Genomic DNA, 16,670 nt, shown 5'->3' with positions numbered 1-16,670 from the left:
ACCTTGAAAGTGATGCTTTTTTGAGCAGCTTTTGGTTGGCCGCGCCCGGGACCATCACTGCGCCGCGGGCAAATCAATTCGAACGGATTGATATCAGCAGGCCCTTACTCAAACAGGCCATTTTGACCAGAGGAAAAGCGCCTGGTTTTTCGTCACCAGCAGGGTTTACACGATTGGGATGACGATGATGAACCCTCGCGAAAAGACCGTGTAGGTCATCCAGCGGTCGATCAGAAAGCATCCACACACATCGCAGCGTTTTGGTCCGGCAGCAGTTGTGCCCGTCCAGAGAGCGGGTGTGACCTGTGTTAAGTGTTTCCACGTCCTTTAAGAAATATTGGCGCGGCGCGATGTGCAAGTTCTGCCTAAATGTGCAAATACCGGTTGGACAAGTCGCGCCCGATTTGTTCGGCAAAGCGCGAGGCCGCAACCGAAAGACTGCGCCCGGCCAATTGACCCATCCACAGTGTCCCAGCTGCGACATCCCGGGTATCTATCAACCGCGCCGTCAATCGCTGATCCTTGATCGGGGGTAGTGGTGCACCGATCTCGATCTGAAAAGTCACCGCCATGTTGTTGGAAACATGGGATTTCAGGTATTCAAAAGAGTTGCTTTCAAGCTCTGGCGCGCGGGCGTAGGACTTTTCCTGAAGCGCCGCATTGATCATGGTGCGGCTGCCAAAGCCCAAACCGGGAAGCGCCACCTTGTATCGATAACACTCGCGCAACCGCAACTGTTCGGACTTGGAAAGCGGATGGTTTGCCGCCATCACCGCAGCCAGTTGCTGTCGGACGCCCAACAGGGTCTTGAATTCCGGCACATCCGTCGCGCCAAAGACCAGGGCAAGTTCGATTGTGTGTTCGATCAGTGCCTTTTGCGCGGCGCGATGTTCCAGGACCACAACCTCGAAATTCACATTTGGAAAGTTGTCCTGATAGGCGCTGATGTGACGGGACATGAAGTATGGCACAAGCGCCTGACTGCATCCTATGCGCACGTCACCGCGTCGCATGCCCGACAGGTCGGCAAGGCGCGAGCTGAGTTTGCTCGTTTCGGCGAAAGTTTCACGAATATGCAAGAGCACAAGCTCACCGGCTGAATTCAATTCGACACCGTGCGATTTGCGATCAAAGATCTGAAAGCCGATTTCTTCTTCATATGCCTGCAACCGCCGCTGAACCGCCGAGGCGGTCAGAGCCAATTGTTCGCCAGCACCCCGAATGGATCCGGTGCGCGCGATCATGTCAATGACACGGAAGGTTGTGAGGTGCTTCATTTGGTCAAGCTATAGCGGCGTTTGGTTTTCAGCAACGCCATGGATAAAAAATAGCACAAGACAGCAACGCTTGAAATGCGCACCCTTAGCCCACGTCTCGGAGAGCTGTGATGAAACGTCGAGGAAAAAAGGGACATGATGACAAGTGGTCGTTGCGCGACGACGCTGATGCTGAGCCTTTGATAAGGCCCTTATGGCGCCAGAGGCTGGTCTCCATCTCAACCAACCATCTTCCCATCCAGGCCGGTCTGTCCCGATCTACCATGTTGAACATCGACATGCAGAAAGACGTTCTGACGGAGAATAGATGTTTCGCCACGGCCTGTGGTCTGGAGGTGACGACATTTCCTACCGTCATTGGTCAAACACTTGCCGTTAGGCGCGCATTCCGCACGGCTGGCGTGCCAATCATTCATGTCGCTTGGGTCACCAGACCCGATGGCGTCATTCTGTCCTCTAAAGTGGTGGACAATGCATCCGATTGCCAAGCGCGACGATGGGATGGAGATAACAGCGACCCGAGGCGGGTCTTGTTCGACGAAAATCGGAGTGAGCAATCGGCTCCTGCCTTGCAAATAAACGCAGGGGGCATGTCAGTCGGCCAGGATCTTCTTGCGGGTTTTTGCGACACTCCTTTGGACCGCATCCTGAGGCGGCTCAACATCAAGACATTGTTTTTCCGCGGTATCAATCTCGATCAACGCGGCTTTACCACTGTTGCAGGTTGCCGTTCCAAAGGCTTTGACGCGGTGCTGGTCCAAGACGCCATTGCAACCGTTTCCGCGCCTCACTTGGCTAACGCAATCCAATACCTCATGCGGCTGCTCCACGGCTTTGCGGCAATGTCTCGTAACATTCTGGCAGCCATTTCACCACAAAACCCAACGGGAGTTGAACCATGAATATCTCAAGACGCAAATTCACGAAACTTGCCGGTGCCACGGCCCTGTCTACATTGGCGGCCCCGGCCCTGGCGCAGGGCAAAACCGAGATCAAAATGATCTTGAACTGGCGGTATCAGGGGCCGCAATCCTGGTTCTTTCTGGCCAAGGATAACGGTTATTTTGAAGAAGCTGGCATAGACCTGACAATGGACCAGGGCAATGGTTCTGGCGCGGCAGTTGGCCATGTGGCTGGTGGTGCCTACGATGTTGGCTTTGGCGATGTGAACGCGCTGATCCGGCTGGCGGGGACAGAACCCGACGAAGCGCCACTGTGTGTCTACCAGATGTACAACAAACCGCCCTTCACGGTTGCTGTGCTGGCGGACTCTGACATCAAAACAGCGGCTGATCTGGAGGGCCGTCTGCTGGGCGGGTCTGCCAATGATGGCGCGCTCAAGCTGTTCCCGGCCTTCGCCAATGTGGCGGAACTGGACGCGAGCGGGATCGAAATAATGAACTTCAAATCGAACCTGCGGGAACAGATGCTGAAGAACAAGGAAGTCGAAGGCGTCTTCGGCTATGTGAACACGATCCGTTTCTCTGCGAAACTGTCGGGCATGAACCCGGATGAGGATATCCGGTTTATCTCATATGGTGATTACGGCATGGATCTTTATTCCAACGGTTTGATCATTCCCAAGGCGATGGCCGCGGAAAGCCCTGAAATGGTCAAAGGCATGTGTTGGGCTATTAACCAAGGCGTCAAGGATACGCTGGCCGATCTGGATGCTGCGGTTGATGCCGTCGCATCTCGCGAACCGCTGATCAACAAGGAGATCGAAAAGGAACGCCTGATTGCCACGCTGCAGGACGAGATGAACCATCCCGAACTTGCGCAAACTGGCCTTGGCAATGTGGACCCTGACCGTTTCAAAAAAGCCATCGATCTGGTGGTAAAGGCCAATGGCCTGCCACGGACACCGGCGCCGGAGGAGATCTATTCCAACGCCTTTCTGCCGGCAGAAGACGAGCGGATCTACAAGCTGCTCTAATCAAAATGGATCTTGAACTCAAAGACAAAATCGCCGTGATCACTGGTCCAGCCAAGGGTATGGGCGCCGCGATTTCTCTTGGTTTCGCCCGCGAGGGCGCGCATCTGGCGCTTTTCGGGCGGGATACAACGGCGATCGGTCCTGTGTGCCAGGCCGCGCGGGATTTAGGTGTGAAGGCGGAGTTATTTGCATGCGATGTCACGCAGGCCAGTTCCGTCGACACGGCCGTGGCCAAAACGCTCGCGGCCTTCGGCGACCGTATCGATGTGCTCGTCAACGTTGCGGGTGGCACCGGGCCAATTGGCAAGACAGGGCTGGAGACAACGCCGGACGAGTTCGACGAGATCCTGCGCTTGAACGTGCTCGGGCCTTTTAACCTGATCCATGCCATTGCCCCAGTCATGAAGGCGGGTGGTGGTGGCAAGATCGTCAATGTGGGCGGGACATTCGGGATGCGGGGACGTGCGATGCGGATGTCCTACTCCAGCTCGAAATGGGGTCTCAGGGGGATGACCAAGAGCTTTGCGCTCGAGCTTGGCGCGGATAACATCAACGTCAATCTGGTGGCCCCTGGCATGGTGGACGGCCCTAGGTTCCGTGACAAGGTTGTACCGCAAGTCGCTGAACAGCATGGTATATCCCTTGAGGACGCCGCCTCAAGGCACGCCGCAGATTACGCCCTTGGACGGGTCAGCACCGACGAAGACGTGGCAGCTGCGACGCTGTTTCTTGCGTCCGACCGGGCGCGACAACTGACAGGGGTCGATCTGCCAGTAGACGGAGGATGGGCAGCACTATGACGGATCTAATCTTGACGGGCGGAACTGTGGTCAACGAAACCGCGCGAGATGTCGCAGATGTGGCCATCAAGTCCGGGCGCATCAGCGCCATTGGCGCGTCGGGCTCGCTGGGGGACGCCGCAGAGGTGGTCGATGTGAGCGGGCTGCACTTGATCCCTGGCGCCATCGATATGCATGTGCATTTTCGCGAGCCCGGGTACACCCACAAGGAAGACTGGGAAACCGGCACGCGGGCCGCGGCGATGGGGGGGGTCACAACCGTCTTCGAAATGCCCAACACCCATCCGCCAACACGTTCTGTTGCCGAGTTCCGACAAAAGCAGGATTTCGCGAAGAAAGCCTGCGTTGATTTCGGCATCTACGGTCTTCTGGCCGAGGACAACATAGACGAGTTGCCGGGACTGATCGCGGCGGGCGCAAATGCGTTCAAATGCTTTATGGGGAATACTTTTGGCAATCTGCCGTCGCCGTCGACCGGGGCAATGCTGGAAGGCTTTGAGATCATCGCAGGCTCCGGTCTACGGATATCGCTGCATGCCGAGACCGCTTCAATCATGGCGTGGCGACAGGCCAAGCTGGAGGCGGCAGGGCTGAATGACCCGCTCTATCACATTGCCGCCCGACCAGAGGTTGTCGCCGTCGAGGCCGTCGCCCGGGCTGCCATCCTGTCGGAATGGACAGGCGCACGCATCCATGTGTTGCATATTTCCTCCGCCGGAGAGTTGCGCCCGCTGGCAGAGGCCAAGGCGCGCGGGGTCGAGATCACAGGCGAGACCTGCCCCTGTTACCTGTTCCTGAACTCTGGCGACTACGATCGGCTGGGAAGTGTGATCCGTGTGAACCCTCCGGTGCGCGAGGTCAAGGACAACGTGGCGATCTGGGACGCCCTGCAAAGCGGTGTCATTGATATGATCGCCACCGATCATGCCCCGCATACGCCTCAGGAAAAGCAAAACGACGTGATCTGGAAAGCCGATTGTGGATTTCCCGGCGTGGAAACGCAGATGCCGCTTATGTTGAGCGAAGTCGCGGCTGGGCGGATGACCCTGGAACACTATGTGAAGATTTCCTCGGCAAATCCGGCACGGGCTTTTGGCATGTGGCCGGCAAAGGGGCGCATTGCTGTCGGGGCATTGGCCGATATTGCCGCCGTTGATCTGGCGCGGAAAGAGGTGATCGCCGCAAGCCGCCTGCACAGCCGTGGCAAGATCACGCCGTTTGAGGGGCGCAAGACCGTGGGTGCGCCGGTTCATACGCTGGTGAGGGGCGTATTCGTCCAGCGGGACCGGGCCATGTGCGAAGGGATGGCGGGTCACGGCACACAAGTTACGGATATTCAATCCATGCCTGCACCGCGCCCCCGCAATGTGGATCAAAGCCTTGCGCATATACTTGGGGCAGGGGGACAGCATGAGTAGCTCAGAGTTTGTCAAATTGGAAGGTGTGGGTGTGACTTATGGCGCTGGGGCGGACGAGACTGAAGCGCTGTGTCCAACGGATCTGACCATTGAGCAGGGAGATTTTGTTGCTCTTGTAGGCCCATCAGGATGCGGAAAATCGACGATTCTGAAGCTGGTGGGCGAATTACTCAAACCCAGCCAAGGCCACATATTCTTTGGCGGAAGAGAGCTCGGCGCAACACCGATGCGCGTCGGCATGGCCTTTCAGAGCGCATCGCTGCTGCCGTGGATGACCGTACGGGACAACGTCATGTTGCCCCTCAAAATCGTTGCGCCATTCAAGCAGGACTTTCGGGCCAAGCGGCGCACCGAATTCCAGGATCGGGTTGATGCTTTGCTGCAGCAGGTAGGTCTGATCGATTTTGCAGACAAAAGCCCCTGGCAATTGTCTGGCGGCATGATGCAGCGGGCGAACCTGTGCCGTGCGTTGGTGCACGACCCTGACTTGCTGCTGCTGGATGAACCCTTTGGTGCGCTGGATCAGTTTACCCGTGAGGAACTTTGGCAAACCTTGCAGGACTTGTGGCTCGATCGACAGTCGACGGTCATGCTGGTCACACATGACCTTCGCGAAGCGGCCTATCTGGCAAACAGGATTTGCGTGATGAGTGCTCGACCCGGCCGCCTTCTGGAAAACCGGGAGGTGTCTTTTGCGCGGCCGCGCTCGATTGATGTCACTTTTGAGCCTAACTTTGTACAACTGGTTCAAGACCTGCGACAATTGATCGTGCACGCTCCAGTTGGTGCAAAAGCGGCCGCCGCATGAACCCGCGCAGACAAAAACTCGCCTCTACAGCGCTGATCATAAGCGTCTTTGTCCTTTGGGAAGTGTTTTGCCTTGCTGCAGGGATCTCAGAACTGATCTTGCCTCGCCCCAGCCGAATAATGGAAGCATTCCTGCAATTTGCGCCGGCAATTGCGCCGCATGCCTGGCAGACTTTGTACACAACACTGGTTGGGTTCTTCTTTGGCGTGCTGATCGGTTTGTCGCTGGGCGTGCTGATCGGGTCATCAAAGCTTGCCTACGACACGGCCTATCCGCTTTTGGTTGGCATCTCCTCGATCCCAAAGGTCGCCGTTGTGCCGATCTTTGTCCTGTGGTTCGGGGCTGGCACGGTGCCCGCAATCCTGACGGCGATGATCATCTGCATTTTTCCCATCGTCGTGAACGTCTCAACCGGCATCGCGACCGTTGAACCCGAGTTGGAAGATGTTATGCGGTCTCTCAAAGCGAGCAGATGGGAAATCCTGTGGAATGTCGGCCTGCCGCGCTCGCTCCCTTACTTCTTTGCAGCACTCAAGGTGGCAATCACGCTGAGTTTCGTTGGCTCTGTCATTGCTGAAACCGTTGCCTCCAACAAGGGGGTCGGAAACATGATGCTGATCGCCTCCTCGCAGTTCAACGTGCCCTTGGTGTTTTCCGGTCTGATGGTGCTCGCCGCGATGGGGGTCTCGCTTTATGCCATTTTCGCCCTTTTGGAACGACGCATGACGGGCTGGGCGACGCGAAAAGAACTCTCTTGAAATCCAAAAAACCAACATGAAGAAATCCAACGCTTAAACTGTAGCCTCCAGCCGTGGTTTCTCTCAGCTTGATGGGTCCGGCCATTGCCGAAAGTGTCCCAATTTTTTTCGCCGTCAGTTGGGAAATCCAAAGCGTTCATAGCTGGATCTATCACGCACGACATATGATGAGCTTGTCGCAGAAGCGCTTGTTGTCGTCATCGACCCAAGCAAAGGCGCGTTTCGCGGATCGTATCTGGCGCTTAGAAGGCTGCCGTTTAAGACAGGATCGTCAACATTCAGTTGACTCGCCGATGGCTGTCTCTCGGATTCATATCCAGCCGATTTATGCATCTTTTCGGGAAACGGTGACCCAGTCGGTGGGCACTGTTGCACGTCGCAAGGGACGTCCGGTTGCTGCGCATTCTGGCCTGACCGCACCGAAGTAGTTCCCGGCATTGACGTGCCGCTCGCGCCCGTCATGGATCTGCGGTCTTTCCGCGTCGAGGTCAACTGTTGGGGGTATACTATGACAACGCATCACCTCGGCACTGTCTTGCTGGAGATGAATCATGGACCAACAGGCCCGTTTCTATTCCTATCAAGCATGATCGGATTGGCGCGATCGACCGCGCGCCTGCGCCGGATTTCCCGTCATGAATGGCAATGCCTGCGCGGGTCGATGCACATGATCCTGCGCGTTCGATCTCGACAATGCCTTTCGGCCGCCGTGCCAGGCCGTTGGAGCAATGAATATCGGTGCTGGGGCGCATCGCATGCACCTCAAACTTGCGAGCACCTGCAAGGGCAAAAGTTACAGAATGGGATATTTGCCTGATCTTCAGGTTGTGCGAACTTCCATCTGTCATCGCATCAGATTTGGAGATCTGGAATTCAAATGCGACATCACTGGTTTCATGTGCCATTTTTCGAGCATGAATAAACGACAGTTGGCGCAGTGATTTCCCAAAGGCTTTGAGGAAGCAGTCAGCTTCTTCTCGTGTCAGACAGAGAGGCGGGCGGATCCTCAGCGCGGCGCTATAGAGCCCCTCCGCACCGATCATCACCCCACCGCTGCCCATTGGTTGTGCCTGAACCCTGCACTTCCGCGATCAGGTGCGCCCATATCTTGCGCATTCTTCATAAGATTTTCCTCGGGGATGCCGTCAAGCACCGCGAGTCCAGCAGCGGTGGCCACGAAATTGCCACCAAAGGTGTGAAAATCGCCAACATCAATGCAAAGAGCCGCAAGGGGGTCTGGGCGCGATGCTATTCCAGCCTTCGGAAAACCATTACCCCTGGTGACGATATCCGGGATCAGCCTGTGCCCGCCAAAGCCCCAGAATTCGTGCCGGTGCGCCCGAGCCTTGCTTACACTTTGTCGGCGATGAACAATCCACGGGACTTGCGCATCGCTTTTTCGGCGGCTGCCAAACACCCTGACGGGTCGGCGAAGATACCGCCCGCAATGTCTTTGCGGTACCGCGTTGCACTTGGTGGCGCTATGGCAACAACTCAGCCGGGAAGGGTGCTTTGCTTAAGCGCAGACGAGGAGACAACAGTGGTGAGCGCAGTGGAGCCATGAAAAGCAGCCTCGGACACTACAACGCCGGTGCCGCCTGTGGCCGTCTTTGCAACACGGAGTGCAAGATCATTCGCCTCGCTGCCGGAGCCGGTCATAACGATATTGCCGAGGCTGTCCGGCCGCCGCGACTTCAGTGCTTCAAGGTAGGTATCAACGATCTCGACCAGATAGCGCGTATTGTTATTGAGCGTCGCAATCTGGCGCGGAACCGCCTCCACCACCTTGGGATGGGTGTGCCCAACCGAGGGGATATTGTTGTAGAAATCCAGATTGCGACGGCCATATCGGGACATTATTGTTGCCTTCTTAGCGCCCACCATCTCGATGGGATCACGGTAAAAGAGCAGGGAGGCCGCGCGGAAATTGGACAGCCGCCGGTTCAGTGCGGCACAGCTGGAGTCCTCCTGGCGAAAGGCGTTAGTAGTGAGGATCGGTCGAACCCCGCTGATGATAGCCCGAGATAGGTTTGCGCAATCACGATTGAGCAGTCTGTATAGCATTCCATACCGGCATTACGGGTCGTTTCGGTCGCTTGGACGCTGGCAGTACATGTAGACAGCAAGATGCGACACAAGAACACAAAATCAGGCAACATGGCAACGACTTCGGCAGAGAGCGTCCGAGTTTCCCGTTAGCCCTGTAGCCAGGCGGTCTGCAGATCGGGCACGATGGGAGTTTGCTTAAGAAACGAAATCGCCGCCGCGACCTCATACATGAACCAGGAGTATCCGCAGTCGTTGAAATCGATCCGCCTTAGACCACCTCGGCGGGATGGCAAATAGGCAAGGCGCAGATCGACTTAGATCAATCCGAACCTTCCCGAGGCCTTGTCATAGGTGTTGAGCCGGGTGGCAAGCCGGTCGAGGGCCGTTTGCAAGACATCTGCGCCACGCGGCGTCAGCTCCAAGGCACTCCGTCATGGTCCCCAGTGGGTGTTGGGCCCGAAGGCAGCCTCAAAATCTTAGGTCTTGCGGGTGAATCCGGATGGGACTTGCCACTTTTCGGTATGCGCATGGAGCCGGGTAGAAATTTGTCCCAAGTTCGCGAAACCGGGCACCATATCCGCAACGGCTTTAGGTTGCGTCCCTTTCGTAAGAGCGAAAGCAAAACGGTGACGTGTCTTGATGCCGTCATCAAAAGTGGCAATGTGATCCTCCGTTTCGGTCGGAATCGTCGCAGTAGTTTCCCCTGCAGCTGCCGCTCGCAGAGCCTCAGTCCATTCCAATTCCGAGCTGATTTCATCGACGGTATGGAAACTCAGTCGATGCATCCGCAGGATCACCGTGGCCGTGTGTGCCGGATCGCGGATGATGACGGTAGCGTTTTCAGAAACGGTCAACAAAGTGACCTCGGCGGTATCGGATAAACCCCAGTTAAACAATTGCTTTGAAGGCCGGTTTTCAGTCGCACAATGAAATTGTTCTGGTAGCGTATTCCGGCAGTATCTGCAATTTTCGCCCATTTTGAGGCAGTCAAGGTAATCACATTGCCGATGACAACAATTCAATTGCGCCACTGCGCCTTCCTCTCTTGTTTGCTTTCAGAACATCCAATGAAAGGAACGCCATGCTGACTTGGATTGCAGGAAAAAGCACAATTGTCGCCGGTGGTTCTAAAGGGATCGGCAAAGACATCGCCAAAGTTTTTTTGCCGCGCGGGGTGCCAGCGGTCGCTTCGCTCTGGGTTCGGGCGCACGCCGAAGCTGCGACACATGGCTGATCCAAACGGCCCCTGACAGGAGCGCTGCGCAACGCCTTTTTGATCGCATCAAATTTTCCAGCGGCCGTCGACGTGATGCGCGGCGGCGAGGTTTTTGACAAGATGCTGGCGCCTTCGGTTAATTCCGGGACATAACGCAGGAGACGACAGCTTCCGCAGTTGCTGAGTTATGGCGCACCAACCGGTCCGCGACATCGAAACGCGCGCGGATGCGCAGGGCCGCCATGATGCCTTCATGTTCAACGAGCGAGGCTTTCACACGTCTCGGGTCATCGTTCACCCGATATCTGGCGCGCAGAACCTTGGTTTGCAACCGCTCGTAGATCGCGACGATTTCAGCGTTGCCGGCCAACTCGGCCATCCGTCGATGAAAACGTTCGTTTAGTTCGGTATAGTCGGCGCGGGCGTGTGCGATCTCTGCAGCGACAAGCTGGTCGTGAATGCTCTTGAGGTGCGTGATGTCCTCATCCGATGCCTTGTCGGAAGCATTCAGTCCGATGAAATGCTCGATCACACCCTTGGTTTCAAATACCGCTTTCAGGTCCTCAATATCCATCGGTGTCACCACAGCGCCACGATTTGGCCGCAGCGTCACTAGCCCTTCGACAGACAATGCTTTCAGGGCTTCTCGCAAGGGTGTTCTGGAAACATTGAGTGTCTCGGACAGATGCGCTTCTGGCACGCGGTCCCCAGACGGCAGCGCGCCCCGGACGATCAAGTCGCGGATTTGGGCGATCAGGCGGCTGTGCAGGTCGAGCGGGGCTGCCGTGCCGCCCGATGTCGCGTCAAAGTCGCTCAGGGTCATCGGACGTTACCTTGAATAGCTGTCCAAAAGGGGCCAGCACGCTGTAATCGATGCCCAGCATGTTGAGCGTCCCCCAGAGCGTCACGGCAATGGAATCGATCACGGGAATCCCGAATTCTGCCTCGATCTGGGGCGCAATCAAGGGCCCGCGCATGTTCGTGCAGACAATCGCAACGGCATCCACGCCCTGTGCCGCAACCTCGCGGCACATTTCGGCCACCCTGTCGGGCGGAACATCGGCGAAACTGTAGTTGTCCTGCAGGTTTTCGCGCCGAGCGGCCACGATATCGATGCCTATTGTCGCGTAATTCGCGATGATCGCCGCCTCGACATCCTCCGTATAAGGCGTAACCAGTCCCAGGCGGCGTGTGCCAAATGCCCGCAAAGCGGAATTGAGCCCCACAATTGCAGAGGTCGCCGGGCAACCTGTTGACTGCTCGATTTCCCTGCATAGAGCATCATCCGTGTCAAAGCCCCGCCAGCTGGCAGATGTTCCGTTCCAGGCGATGACGGAAACCTTGGCATCGGCAAGCAACCTGGCTGCCTTGAGAATAGGTTCCATGGAGAACTGTGCGTCAGCCTGATGATCAAGCGCGATCCGCGTGACTTCAAATCGGGAGAAATGCACGCCAACGCGATCTGACACAGGAAAGGTCAAAGCCGCCGTGGCGGGTTCCAGCGCTGTATTCGAGGACGGCACGAGCATGCCGATCCGCAGATCAGGTATCTTTAAAGCCGCTGCAGGCGACAGCTCATTGGCCCACGCCTTCGTCATGCGCATTCTCCATAACTCCAATCCATTCGAAAATATTGCATGCAAAACAGTAAAGCTCAATGAAATTTTATGCATGAAGATGCGCAAAATTTCGGCGAAAATCAAAAATTCGCCACTCATTTAGCAATCAACCGAGGAATTTGCTTTCGGCATTCGAAGGGGTATCTCTAAATTGTATGCAGAATGCTGGGGAATGGCGCATATGCAATCAGAGCAAACAGACCTGATCCAGTCTGATCTTTGGATTGGCGTGATATGTACGGCCGTCGCTGTCGCAGCATTGCTTGCGATCCCCTTTCAGGTTGCGCCCAGTGGCTGGTCTCAGTTTGCCAACCCGCGCGGCGCCGCCTTTTTCCCGCTGTGGTCGGGGTCGCTGCTGCTTGCCCTATCTGTCGGTATCGTCTTGAGATCACTGCAAAGCCACGCTGCGTCAAAGCGCTCTGGCAGCGCCGTGCCGCTCAAGGTGATATATGCGGGCGCGGTTCTCGGGGCGTCCGGCGTTGCGATCTTCTGGCTCGGATTTCTGGTCACTGCTGCGGCGTTGATTGCCCTGTTGTGCTTGATTTTCGGAGAGCGGCGGCCGCTGCAAGTGTGCCTGCTGGCGGGGTTGGTGCCGCTCGCAATTGAAGCTTTGTTCCGCGGCGTGCTGAATGTGCTCTTGCCAACGGGGTTTTTCTAGATGCTGGCGGATCTGGCATCAGGTTTCTCCCTTTTGGCGGATCCTCTGGTCCTGCTGACCGCGCTTGCCGGCTTGCTGGCGGGGATTGTTGTGGGTGGGCTACCCGGTTTGACGGCGACAATGGCAGTGGCGGTGCTTGCGCCATTTACCTTCATGATGGACACGCTCATCGGCCTGCCGTTTCTGCTTGGTGTCTATAAGGGGGCGATTTACGCAGGTTCGATCCCGGCGATCCTGATCAACACGCCGGGAACGGCGGCGGCGGCGGCGACGGCAGCGGATGGGCACGCGATGGCGCGTGCGGGCAAAGGCCGCCAGGCGCTGGAAATCAGCCTTTACGCGTCGGTCATTGCGGATCTGCTGGCCACCCTCGTGCTGATTGCTGTTGCCGCCCCGCTGGCCTCGGTGGCCATCAAGGTTGGCTCACCGGAATTCACGCTGCTTTATGCCATTGCGCTGACGATGGTGGCGGCGGTGTCCGGCACGGATATGCTCAAGGGTCTGATCGCCGCTGTTCTTGGTGTTTTGGTCTCGCTGATTGGTCTAGACCCGATGACGGGCGCCCAACGCTACACTTTCGGAACGACCTTCCTGCTCGGCGGTATCTCCCTTATTCCACTGCTCATTGGTATGTTCGCATTGAGCGAAATCCTGTTGCGCGCAGAGGCCGGCGCGCGCGGGCAGACACAAGCCGCCATTGATCCCACGCACGCGGCGGCAAAGCTGCCGCTGTCGGGGCTGCGCCATCTGATGCCCACCATTCTGCGATCTACGGGCATCGGCACCGCCATCGGCTCGCTTCCGGGGTTGGGGGCCGAAATTAGCTGCTGGGTCTCCTATGGCATCGCCCGGCGCAGATCAAAAACGCCCGAGCGGTTCGGCAAGGGCGCGCCCGAGGGCGTCGCAGCCTCTGAAGCGGGAAACAATGCAGTGTGCCCCGCAGCACTTATCCCAATGACGGTTTTTGGCATCCCCGGCGATACGATCACAGCAGTTCTGCTGGGTGCTTTCATGGCGCAGGGGCTGACACCGGGCCCGCTCATGTTCGCGCGCGAGGCAGAGACCATCTATGCAATCTTTGCCTTTCTCATCGTCTCGAACGTCATGCTCTTGTGCGTAGGGCTCTGGGCCATTCGCTACATGCAGCGGATCGTGCTGATTCCGGATGCGCTGCTTTATCCAGCAGTCGCCGCATTTTGTTTCGCGGGTGCATATGCGGTCAACAACGCGGCTTTCGACATCATGATCATGCTGGCCGGTGGCGCACTTGGCTACATCATGCGCAAGGTCGGCATGCCGATTGCACCGTTTGTAATTGGTATACTGCTGGCGCCCGGGCTGGAAAACTCATTGCGGCAATCGCTGGCTGTCTCCCGCGGATCGCTGACAATCTTTGTCGAAAAACCGCCGTCTCTTGTCCTTTTGCTCATTCTGGCCGGGATCCTTGTGCTTTTTGCCTGGCGCGGCTGGAAAGGCGCGCCCGATCCATCTTCCACAACCATTAACCCAAACTCCCAACGATAAAGGAGAACCACCATGAGACTCTTTGCAACCGTGATCACGACAGCCCTTGTGGCAACCGCAGCACCACTGGCAGCGCAGTCGGTAACATTTGATGAACCCATCCGCTTTGTCACACCTTATCCACCGGGCGGGTCCCACTCATTGCACGCAGGTATCATCACCACCGCAGCCGAGCCGCATTTCGGTCAATCGCTGATTTCTGTGATCCGCGCGGGTGGCGGTGGCGCGGTTGGCGCAACCGAAGTTGCCAATGCGCCCGCCGATGGTCTGACGCTGCTCTTTGGCGATCCGACGATCAATTCGTTGCGGCCACAGGTCGAAGATCTCCCCTACGGCGTTGACAATTTCGTGCCGGTCGCGCGCATCAACTACAGCCCGGCGGTGTTTGTGGCCCGTGCCGATGCGCCTTTCGCCACGATGGAGGAAATGGTCGCTTACGCCACTGACAATCCCGGCGATCTGGTCTATAGTTCCGACAACCTCAATGGCTGGACCTACACGGTTTTCGAGCTGCTCAAGGCGCGCACCGGCGCAGAGATGACCGGCGTGGAGTACGGTGGCGGCGGCCCCGCGATTGCGCGTCTTCTGGGGGGGGAGACAATGGCCTATGCAGGCGATATCAGCGTCGTCGGTGAGCATATCGAAAGCGGTGCGCTGGTGCCGCTCTGTGTGACGGACACAACGCGCATCGAGGCACTGCCGGATGTCGCGGCCTGTCCTGAAACGGGCTATGATGTGGTTTTTCAGTTCTGGCGCGGTGTGCTCGCACCCGCAGGGACACCGCCCCAAGTCGTTGCGGCTCTGTCTGACGGGTTCGAGTCGCTGATGGCAGACGAAGGCTTCCTGCGGCTGATCGGTCGCATCGGTTCGTCAATCCAGTTCGCCGATCACGAGGCGTTTGGTGAACTTCTGACCGAAGAGATCGCCGCGATGGCAGAAGTTGCTGCACTCGTCGGCGCTTCGAATTGATCTTTTGCAGCGGGCGTTCCGTCGGGGCGTCCGCTAACCGGAGTACGAGATGACCGATCTGTTGATCCGCAATGTTCTGGCAAAACGACCCGACGCGGTTGCGCAAGATCCGCTGCGCGTCGATTTGGCTATTGCGGGCACCAAGATCGAAAAGATCGCAGCACCGGGCAGCCTCCAGCCTGGTGCTGCCGAAGTCATCGACGGCACCACACTCTTTGCGGTTCCGGGGCATATCAACGGGCATCATCACAGCCACGAGAATTTCCAGAAGGGCCGCTATTCCGGGTTGCCGCTTGAGCTCTGGATGAACCTTGTCAGGCCGCTGAAGCCAATTCCCATGACGCCCGAGCAAGTTTATCTACGCACGTTAATTGGCGCGATAGAAGCGCTACGGACAGGAACGACGACGATCGTTGACGATATGAACGTCAGCCCCATTTTGCGCGAAGATCACGTTGAGGCCGCGTTTCGCGCCTATGAAGATATCGGTATCCGCGCCCATCTCGGGATTACGCTCTTTGACAAGCCCTTCTACCGCGGAATGCCGTTTGTCGACGAGCATTTTCCGCCCGATCTGCTGGCCGAACTAGCGACCAATGAAGCCACACCGCCTGCCGATGTTCTGAGCTTCGCGCACGAGCTTGCGAAAAGGCGCCATCACAGCGCGCACAGGGTTGCTTTCATCGTGGCCCCGTCCGCCCCGCAGCGGTGCAGCGATGATTTCCTGTTGCAAGTGCGCGACCTCGCAGATCAGAACGGCACGCCAGTGATCATTCATGTTCAGGAAACCCGCCTTCAGGTGGTAACAGGGCACGAATTTTATGGCTGTTCCATGGTCGCGCATCTGGCACGGTTGGGGTTTCTCAAACCCGGTACGTCGCTCATCCACGGGGTCTGGGTCAGTCCGGACGACCTTGACCTGATCGCGGCATCCGGGGCAAGCGTGCAGCACAACCCCAACAGCAATTTCAAGCTTGGCAGTGGCCTCATGCCCATGCGCGAGATGCTGGACCGGGGCATCAATGTGTCGCTAGGGACTGATGGCTGTGGCTCAATCGAATCCGTCGATATGTTGCGAGTGATGGCGCAGACGGCGCTGGCGCAGTCGCTGCGGGACACGGATCATACGCGCTGGATCACACCGCAAGAGGCCTTCCGGGCAGCGACAGAGGGCGGCGCGCGGGCGTTGGGTCGCAGGGATATCGGGCGGATCGAGGAAGAGGCAAAGGCGGATTTGGCGCTCTATGACACGCGGTCAATCGCGCTGACCCCTCTGAATGCGCCGCTACAGCAACTGACCCTTGCGGAAACGGGCCGCGGTCTGCGTCATCTGGTGGTCGATGGTCGGATTGTGCTCCGGGACGGGGCGCTCACTCAGATCGACGAGGACGAAGTGCTCGAACGGATACACGCGGAAGCGGAACGGCTCGCACCGGACATCGCGGCGGCCGAAGCCTCCGTGGCGCGGTTGCGCGCTCCCTATGAACAGATTTACCAGCGCTGCTGTGCCACGCCAGTTCCGGCCGATATGTTCCCTGCACGGATCGGAGGCACCCTATGAGGCTGCGCGATCTGCACTTTTTGCGGGCGATCAAATGCCAAATGCGCAAAACGCAGGCACCTCGCTTGCTCCGGACG

Annotated in this window: 16 protein-coding genes; 10 read left to right on the top strand and 6 right to left on the bottom strand. The window is 57.5% G+C overall.

The genetic code is table 11. The annotated features are described in order from the left end of the window. Positions 1-365 precede the first annotated feature (365 nt). Positions 366-1,277, bottom strand: a complete 912-nt coding sequence (locus tag R8G34_03020) for a LysR family transcriptional regulator (GenBank protein ID MDW3221849.1) — start codon at positions 1,275-1,277, stop codon at positions 366-368. A 110-nt stretch (positions 1,278-1,387) separates the two neighbouring features. Here R8G34_03020 and R8G34_03015 point away from each other — a divergent pair, with 110 nt between their 5' ends. Genes R8G34_03015 through R8G34_02990 form a run of 6 tightly spaced genes read left to right on the top strand, consistent with a single transcriptional unit; the run spans position 1,388 to position 6,997 of the window. After that, entirely contained in the window at positions 1,388-2,179 is a 792-nt protein-coding gene (locus R8G34_03015) for a cysteine hydrolase family protein (GenBank protein MDW3221848.1), read from the top strand. Beyond that, positions 2,176-3,213: an ABC transporter substrate-binding protein gene (locus R8G34_03010; GenBank protein ID MDW3221847.1), complete on the top strand. Its 1,038-nt coding sequence runs from the start codon at positions 2,176-2,178 to the stop codon at positions 3,211-3,213. The genes R8G34_03015 and R8G34_03010 overlap by 4 nt, the downstream gene beginning before the upstream one ends. Positions 3,214-3,218: 5 nt before the next feature. Beyond that, entirely contained in the window at positions 3,219-4,013 is a 795-nt protein-coding gene (locus R8G34_03005; GenBank protein ID MDW3221846.1) for an SDR family oxidoreductase, read from the top strand. Further along, positions 4,010-5,431, top strand: a complete 1,422-nt coding sequence (locus R8G34_03000; GenBank protein MDW3221845.1) for a dihydroorotase family protein — start codon at positions 4,010-4,012, stop codon at positions 5,429-5,431. The genes R8G34_03005 and R8G34_03000 overlap by 4 nt, the downstream gene beginning before the upstream one ends. Continuing rightward, entirely contained in the window at positions 5,424-6,239 is an 816-nt protein-coding gene (locus tag R8G34_02995) for an ABC transporter ATP-binding protein (GenBank protein MDW3221844.1), read from the top strand. The genes R8G34_03000 and R8G34_02995 overlap by 8 nt, the downstream gene beginning before the upstream one ends. Continuing rightward, positions 6,236-6,997, top strand: a complete 762-nt coding sequence (locus R8G34_02990; protein MDW3221843.1) for an ABC transporter permease — start codon at positions 6,236-6,238, stop codon at positions 6,995-6,997. Before R8G34_02995 ends, R8G34_02990 begins: the two co-directional genes overlap by 4 nt. A gap of 506 nt (positions 6,998-7,503) precedes the next feature. On the opposite strand, the gene R8G34_02985 is transcribed toward R8G34_02990, so the two are convergent. From R8G34_02985 to R8G34_02965, 5 genes are all read right to left on the bottom strand, one after another. Next, a complete protein-coding gene (locus R8G34_02985; protein ID MDW3221842.1) occupies positions 7,504-8,058 on the bottom strand; it encodes a hypothetical protein in 555 nt (184 codons plus the stop codon). A gap of 433 nt (positions 8,059-8,491) precedes the next feature. Next, entirely contained in the window at positions 8,492-8,854 is a 363-nt protein-coding gene (locus R8G34_02980) for an aminotransferase class III-fold pyridoxal phosphate-dependent enzyme (protein MDW3221841.1), read from the bottom strand. A gap of 668 nt (positions 8,855-9,522) precedes the next feature. Continuing rightward, entirely contained in the window at positions 9,523-10,077 is a 555-nt protein-coding gene (locus R8G34_02975; protein MDW3221840.1) for a hypothetical protein, read from the bottom strand. A 321-nt stretch (positions 10,078-10,398) separates the two neighbouring features. Further along, entirely contained in the window at positions 10,399-11,085 is a 687-nt protein-coding gene (locus tag R8G34_02970) for a GntR family transcriptional regulator (protein ID MDW3221839.1), read from the bottom strand. Beyond that, entirely contained in the window at positions 11,066-11,860 is a 795-nt protein-coding gene (locus tag R8G34_02965; protein MDW3221838.1) for an aspartate/glutamate racemase family protein, read from the bottom strand. Before R8G34_02965 ends, R8G34_02970 begins: the two co-directional genes overlap by 20 nt. A gap of 193 nt (positions 11,861-12,053) precedes the next feature. Between R8G34_02965 and R8G34_02960 the strand changes: the two genes are divergently transcribed. Genes R8G34_02960 through R8G34_02945 form a run of 4 tightly spaced genes read left to right on the top strand, consistent with a single transcriptional unit; the run spans position 12,054 to position 16,593 of the window. Next, positions 12,054-12,539 carry a tripartite tricarboxylate transporter TctB family protein gene (locus R8G34_02960; protein ID MDW3221837.1) on the top strand — a complete coding sequence of 162 codons (486 nt, stop codon included), beginning with the start codon at positions 12,054-12,056 and terminating at the stop codon, positions 12,537-12,539. Beyond that, positions 12,540-14,063 (top strand): tripartite tricarboxylate transporter permease, encoded by a 1,524-nt coding sequence (locus R8G34_02955; GenBank protein MDW3221836.1) that lies wholly within the window; start codon positions 12,540-12,542, stop codon positions 14,061-14,063. Positions 14,064-14,075: 12 nt separating this feature from the next. Continuing rightward, positions 14,076-15,032, top strand: coding sequence for a tripartite tricarboxylate transporter substrate binding protein (locus tag R8G34_02950; GenBank protein ID MDW3221835.1), 957 nt, complete (start codon positions 14,076-14,078; stop codon positions 15,030-15,032). 49 nt (positions 15,033-15,081) lie between these two features. Beyond that, positions 15,082-16,593, top strand: a complete 1,512-nt coding sequence (locus R8G34_02945) for an amidohydrolase family protein (protein MDW3221834.1) — start codon at positions 15,082-15,084, stop codon at positions 16,591-16,593. Positions 16,594-16,670: the final 77 nt, after the last annotated feature.

It is taken from the genome of Paracoccaceae bacterium (genome assembly GCA_033344815.1).
GTDB lineage: Bacteria > Pseudomonadota > Alphaproteobacteria > Rhodobacterales > Rhodobacteraceae > Roseobacter.
This window is presented reverse-complemented; position numbering and strand designations above follow the sequence as displayed.

Bases quoted from the DNA above. Each gene is read 5' to 3' on its own strand.
- R8G34_03020 (MDW3221849.1), bottom strand. From the start codon at position 1,277: ATGAAGCACCTCACAACCTTCCGTGTCATTGACATGATCGCGCGCACC.
- R8G34_03015 (MDW3221848.1), top strand. From the start codon at position 1,388: ATGAAACGTCGAGGAAAAAAGGGACATGATGACAAGTGGTCGTTGCGC.
- R8G34_03010 (MDW3221847.1), top strand. From the start codon at position 2,176: ATGAATATCTCAAGACGCAAATTCACGAAACTTGCCGGTGCCACGGCC.
- R8G34_03005 (MDW3221846.1), top strand. From the start codon at position 3,219: ATGGATCTTGAACTCAAAGACAAAATCGCCGTGATCACTGGTCCAGCC.
- R8G34_03000 (MDW3221845.1), top strand. From the start codon at position 4,010: ATGACGGATCTAATCTTGACGGGCGGAACTGTGGTCAACGAAACCGCG.
- R8G34_02995 (MDW3221844.1), top strand. From the start codon at position 5,424: ATGAGTAGCTCAGAGTTTGTCAAATTGGAAGGTGTGGGTGTGACTTAT.
- R8G34_02990 (MDW3221843.1), top strand. From the start codon at position 6,236: ATGAACCCGCGCAGACAAAAACTCGCCTCTACAGCGCTGATCATAAGC.
- R8G34_02985 (MDW3221842.1), bottom strand. From the start codon at position 8,058: ATGGGCAGCGGTGGGGTGATGATCGGTGCGGAGGGGCTCTATAGCGCC.
- R8G34_02980 (MDW3221841.1), bottom strand. From the start codon at position 8,854: ATGTCCCGATATGGCCGTCGCAATCTGGATTTCTACAACAATATCCCC.
- R8G34_02970 (MDW3221839.1), bottom strand. From the start codon at position 11,085: ATGACCCTGAGCGACTTTGACGCGACATCGGGCGGCACGGCAGCCCCG.
- R8G34_02965 (MDW3221838.1), bottom strand. From the start codon at position 11,860: ATGACGAAGGCGTGGGCCAATGAGCTGTCGCCTGCAGCGGCTTTAAAG.
- R8G34_02960 (MDW3221837.1), top strand. From the start codon at position 12,054: ATGGCGCATATGCAATCAGAGCAAACAGACCTGATCCAGTCTGATCTT.
- R8G34_02955 (MDW3221836.1), top strand. From the start codon at position 12,540: ATGCTGGCGGATCTGGCATCAGGTTTCTCCCTTTTGGCGGATCCTCTG.
- R8G34_02950 (MDW3221835.1), top strand. From the start codon at position 14,076: ATGAGACTCTTTGCAACCGTGATCACGACAGCCCTTGTGGCAACCGCA.
- R8G34_02945 (MDW3221834.1), top strand. From the start codon at position 15,082: ATGACCGATCTGTTGATCCGCAATGTTCTGGCAAAACGACCCGACGCG.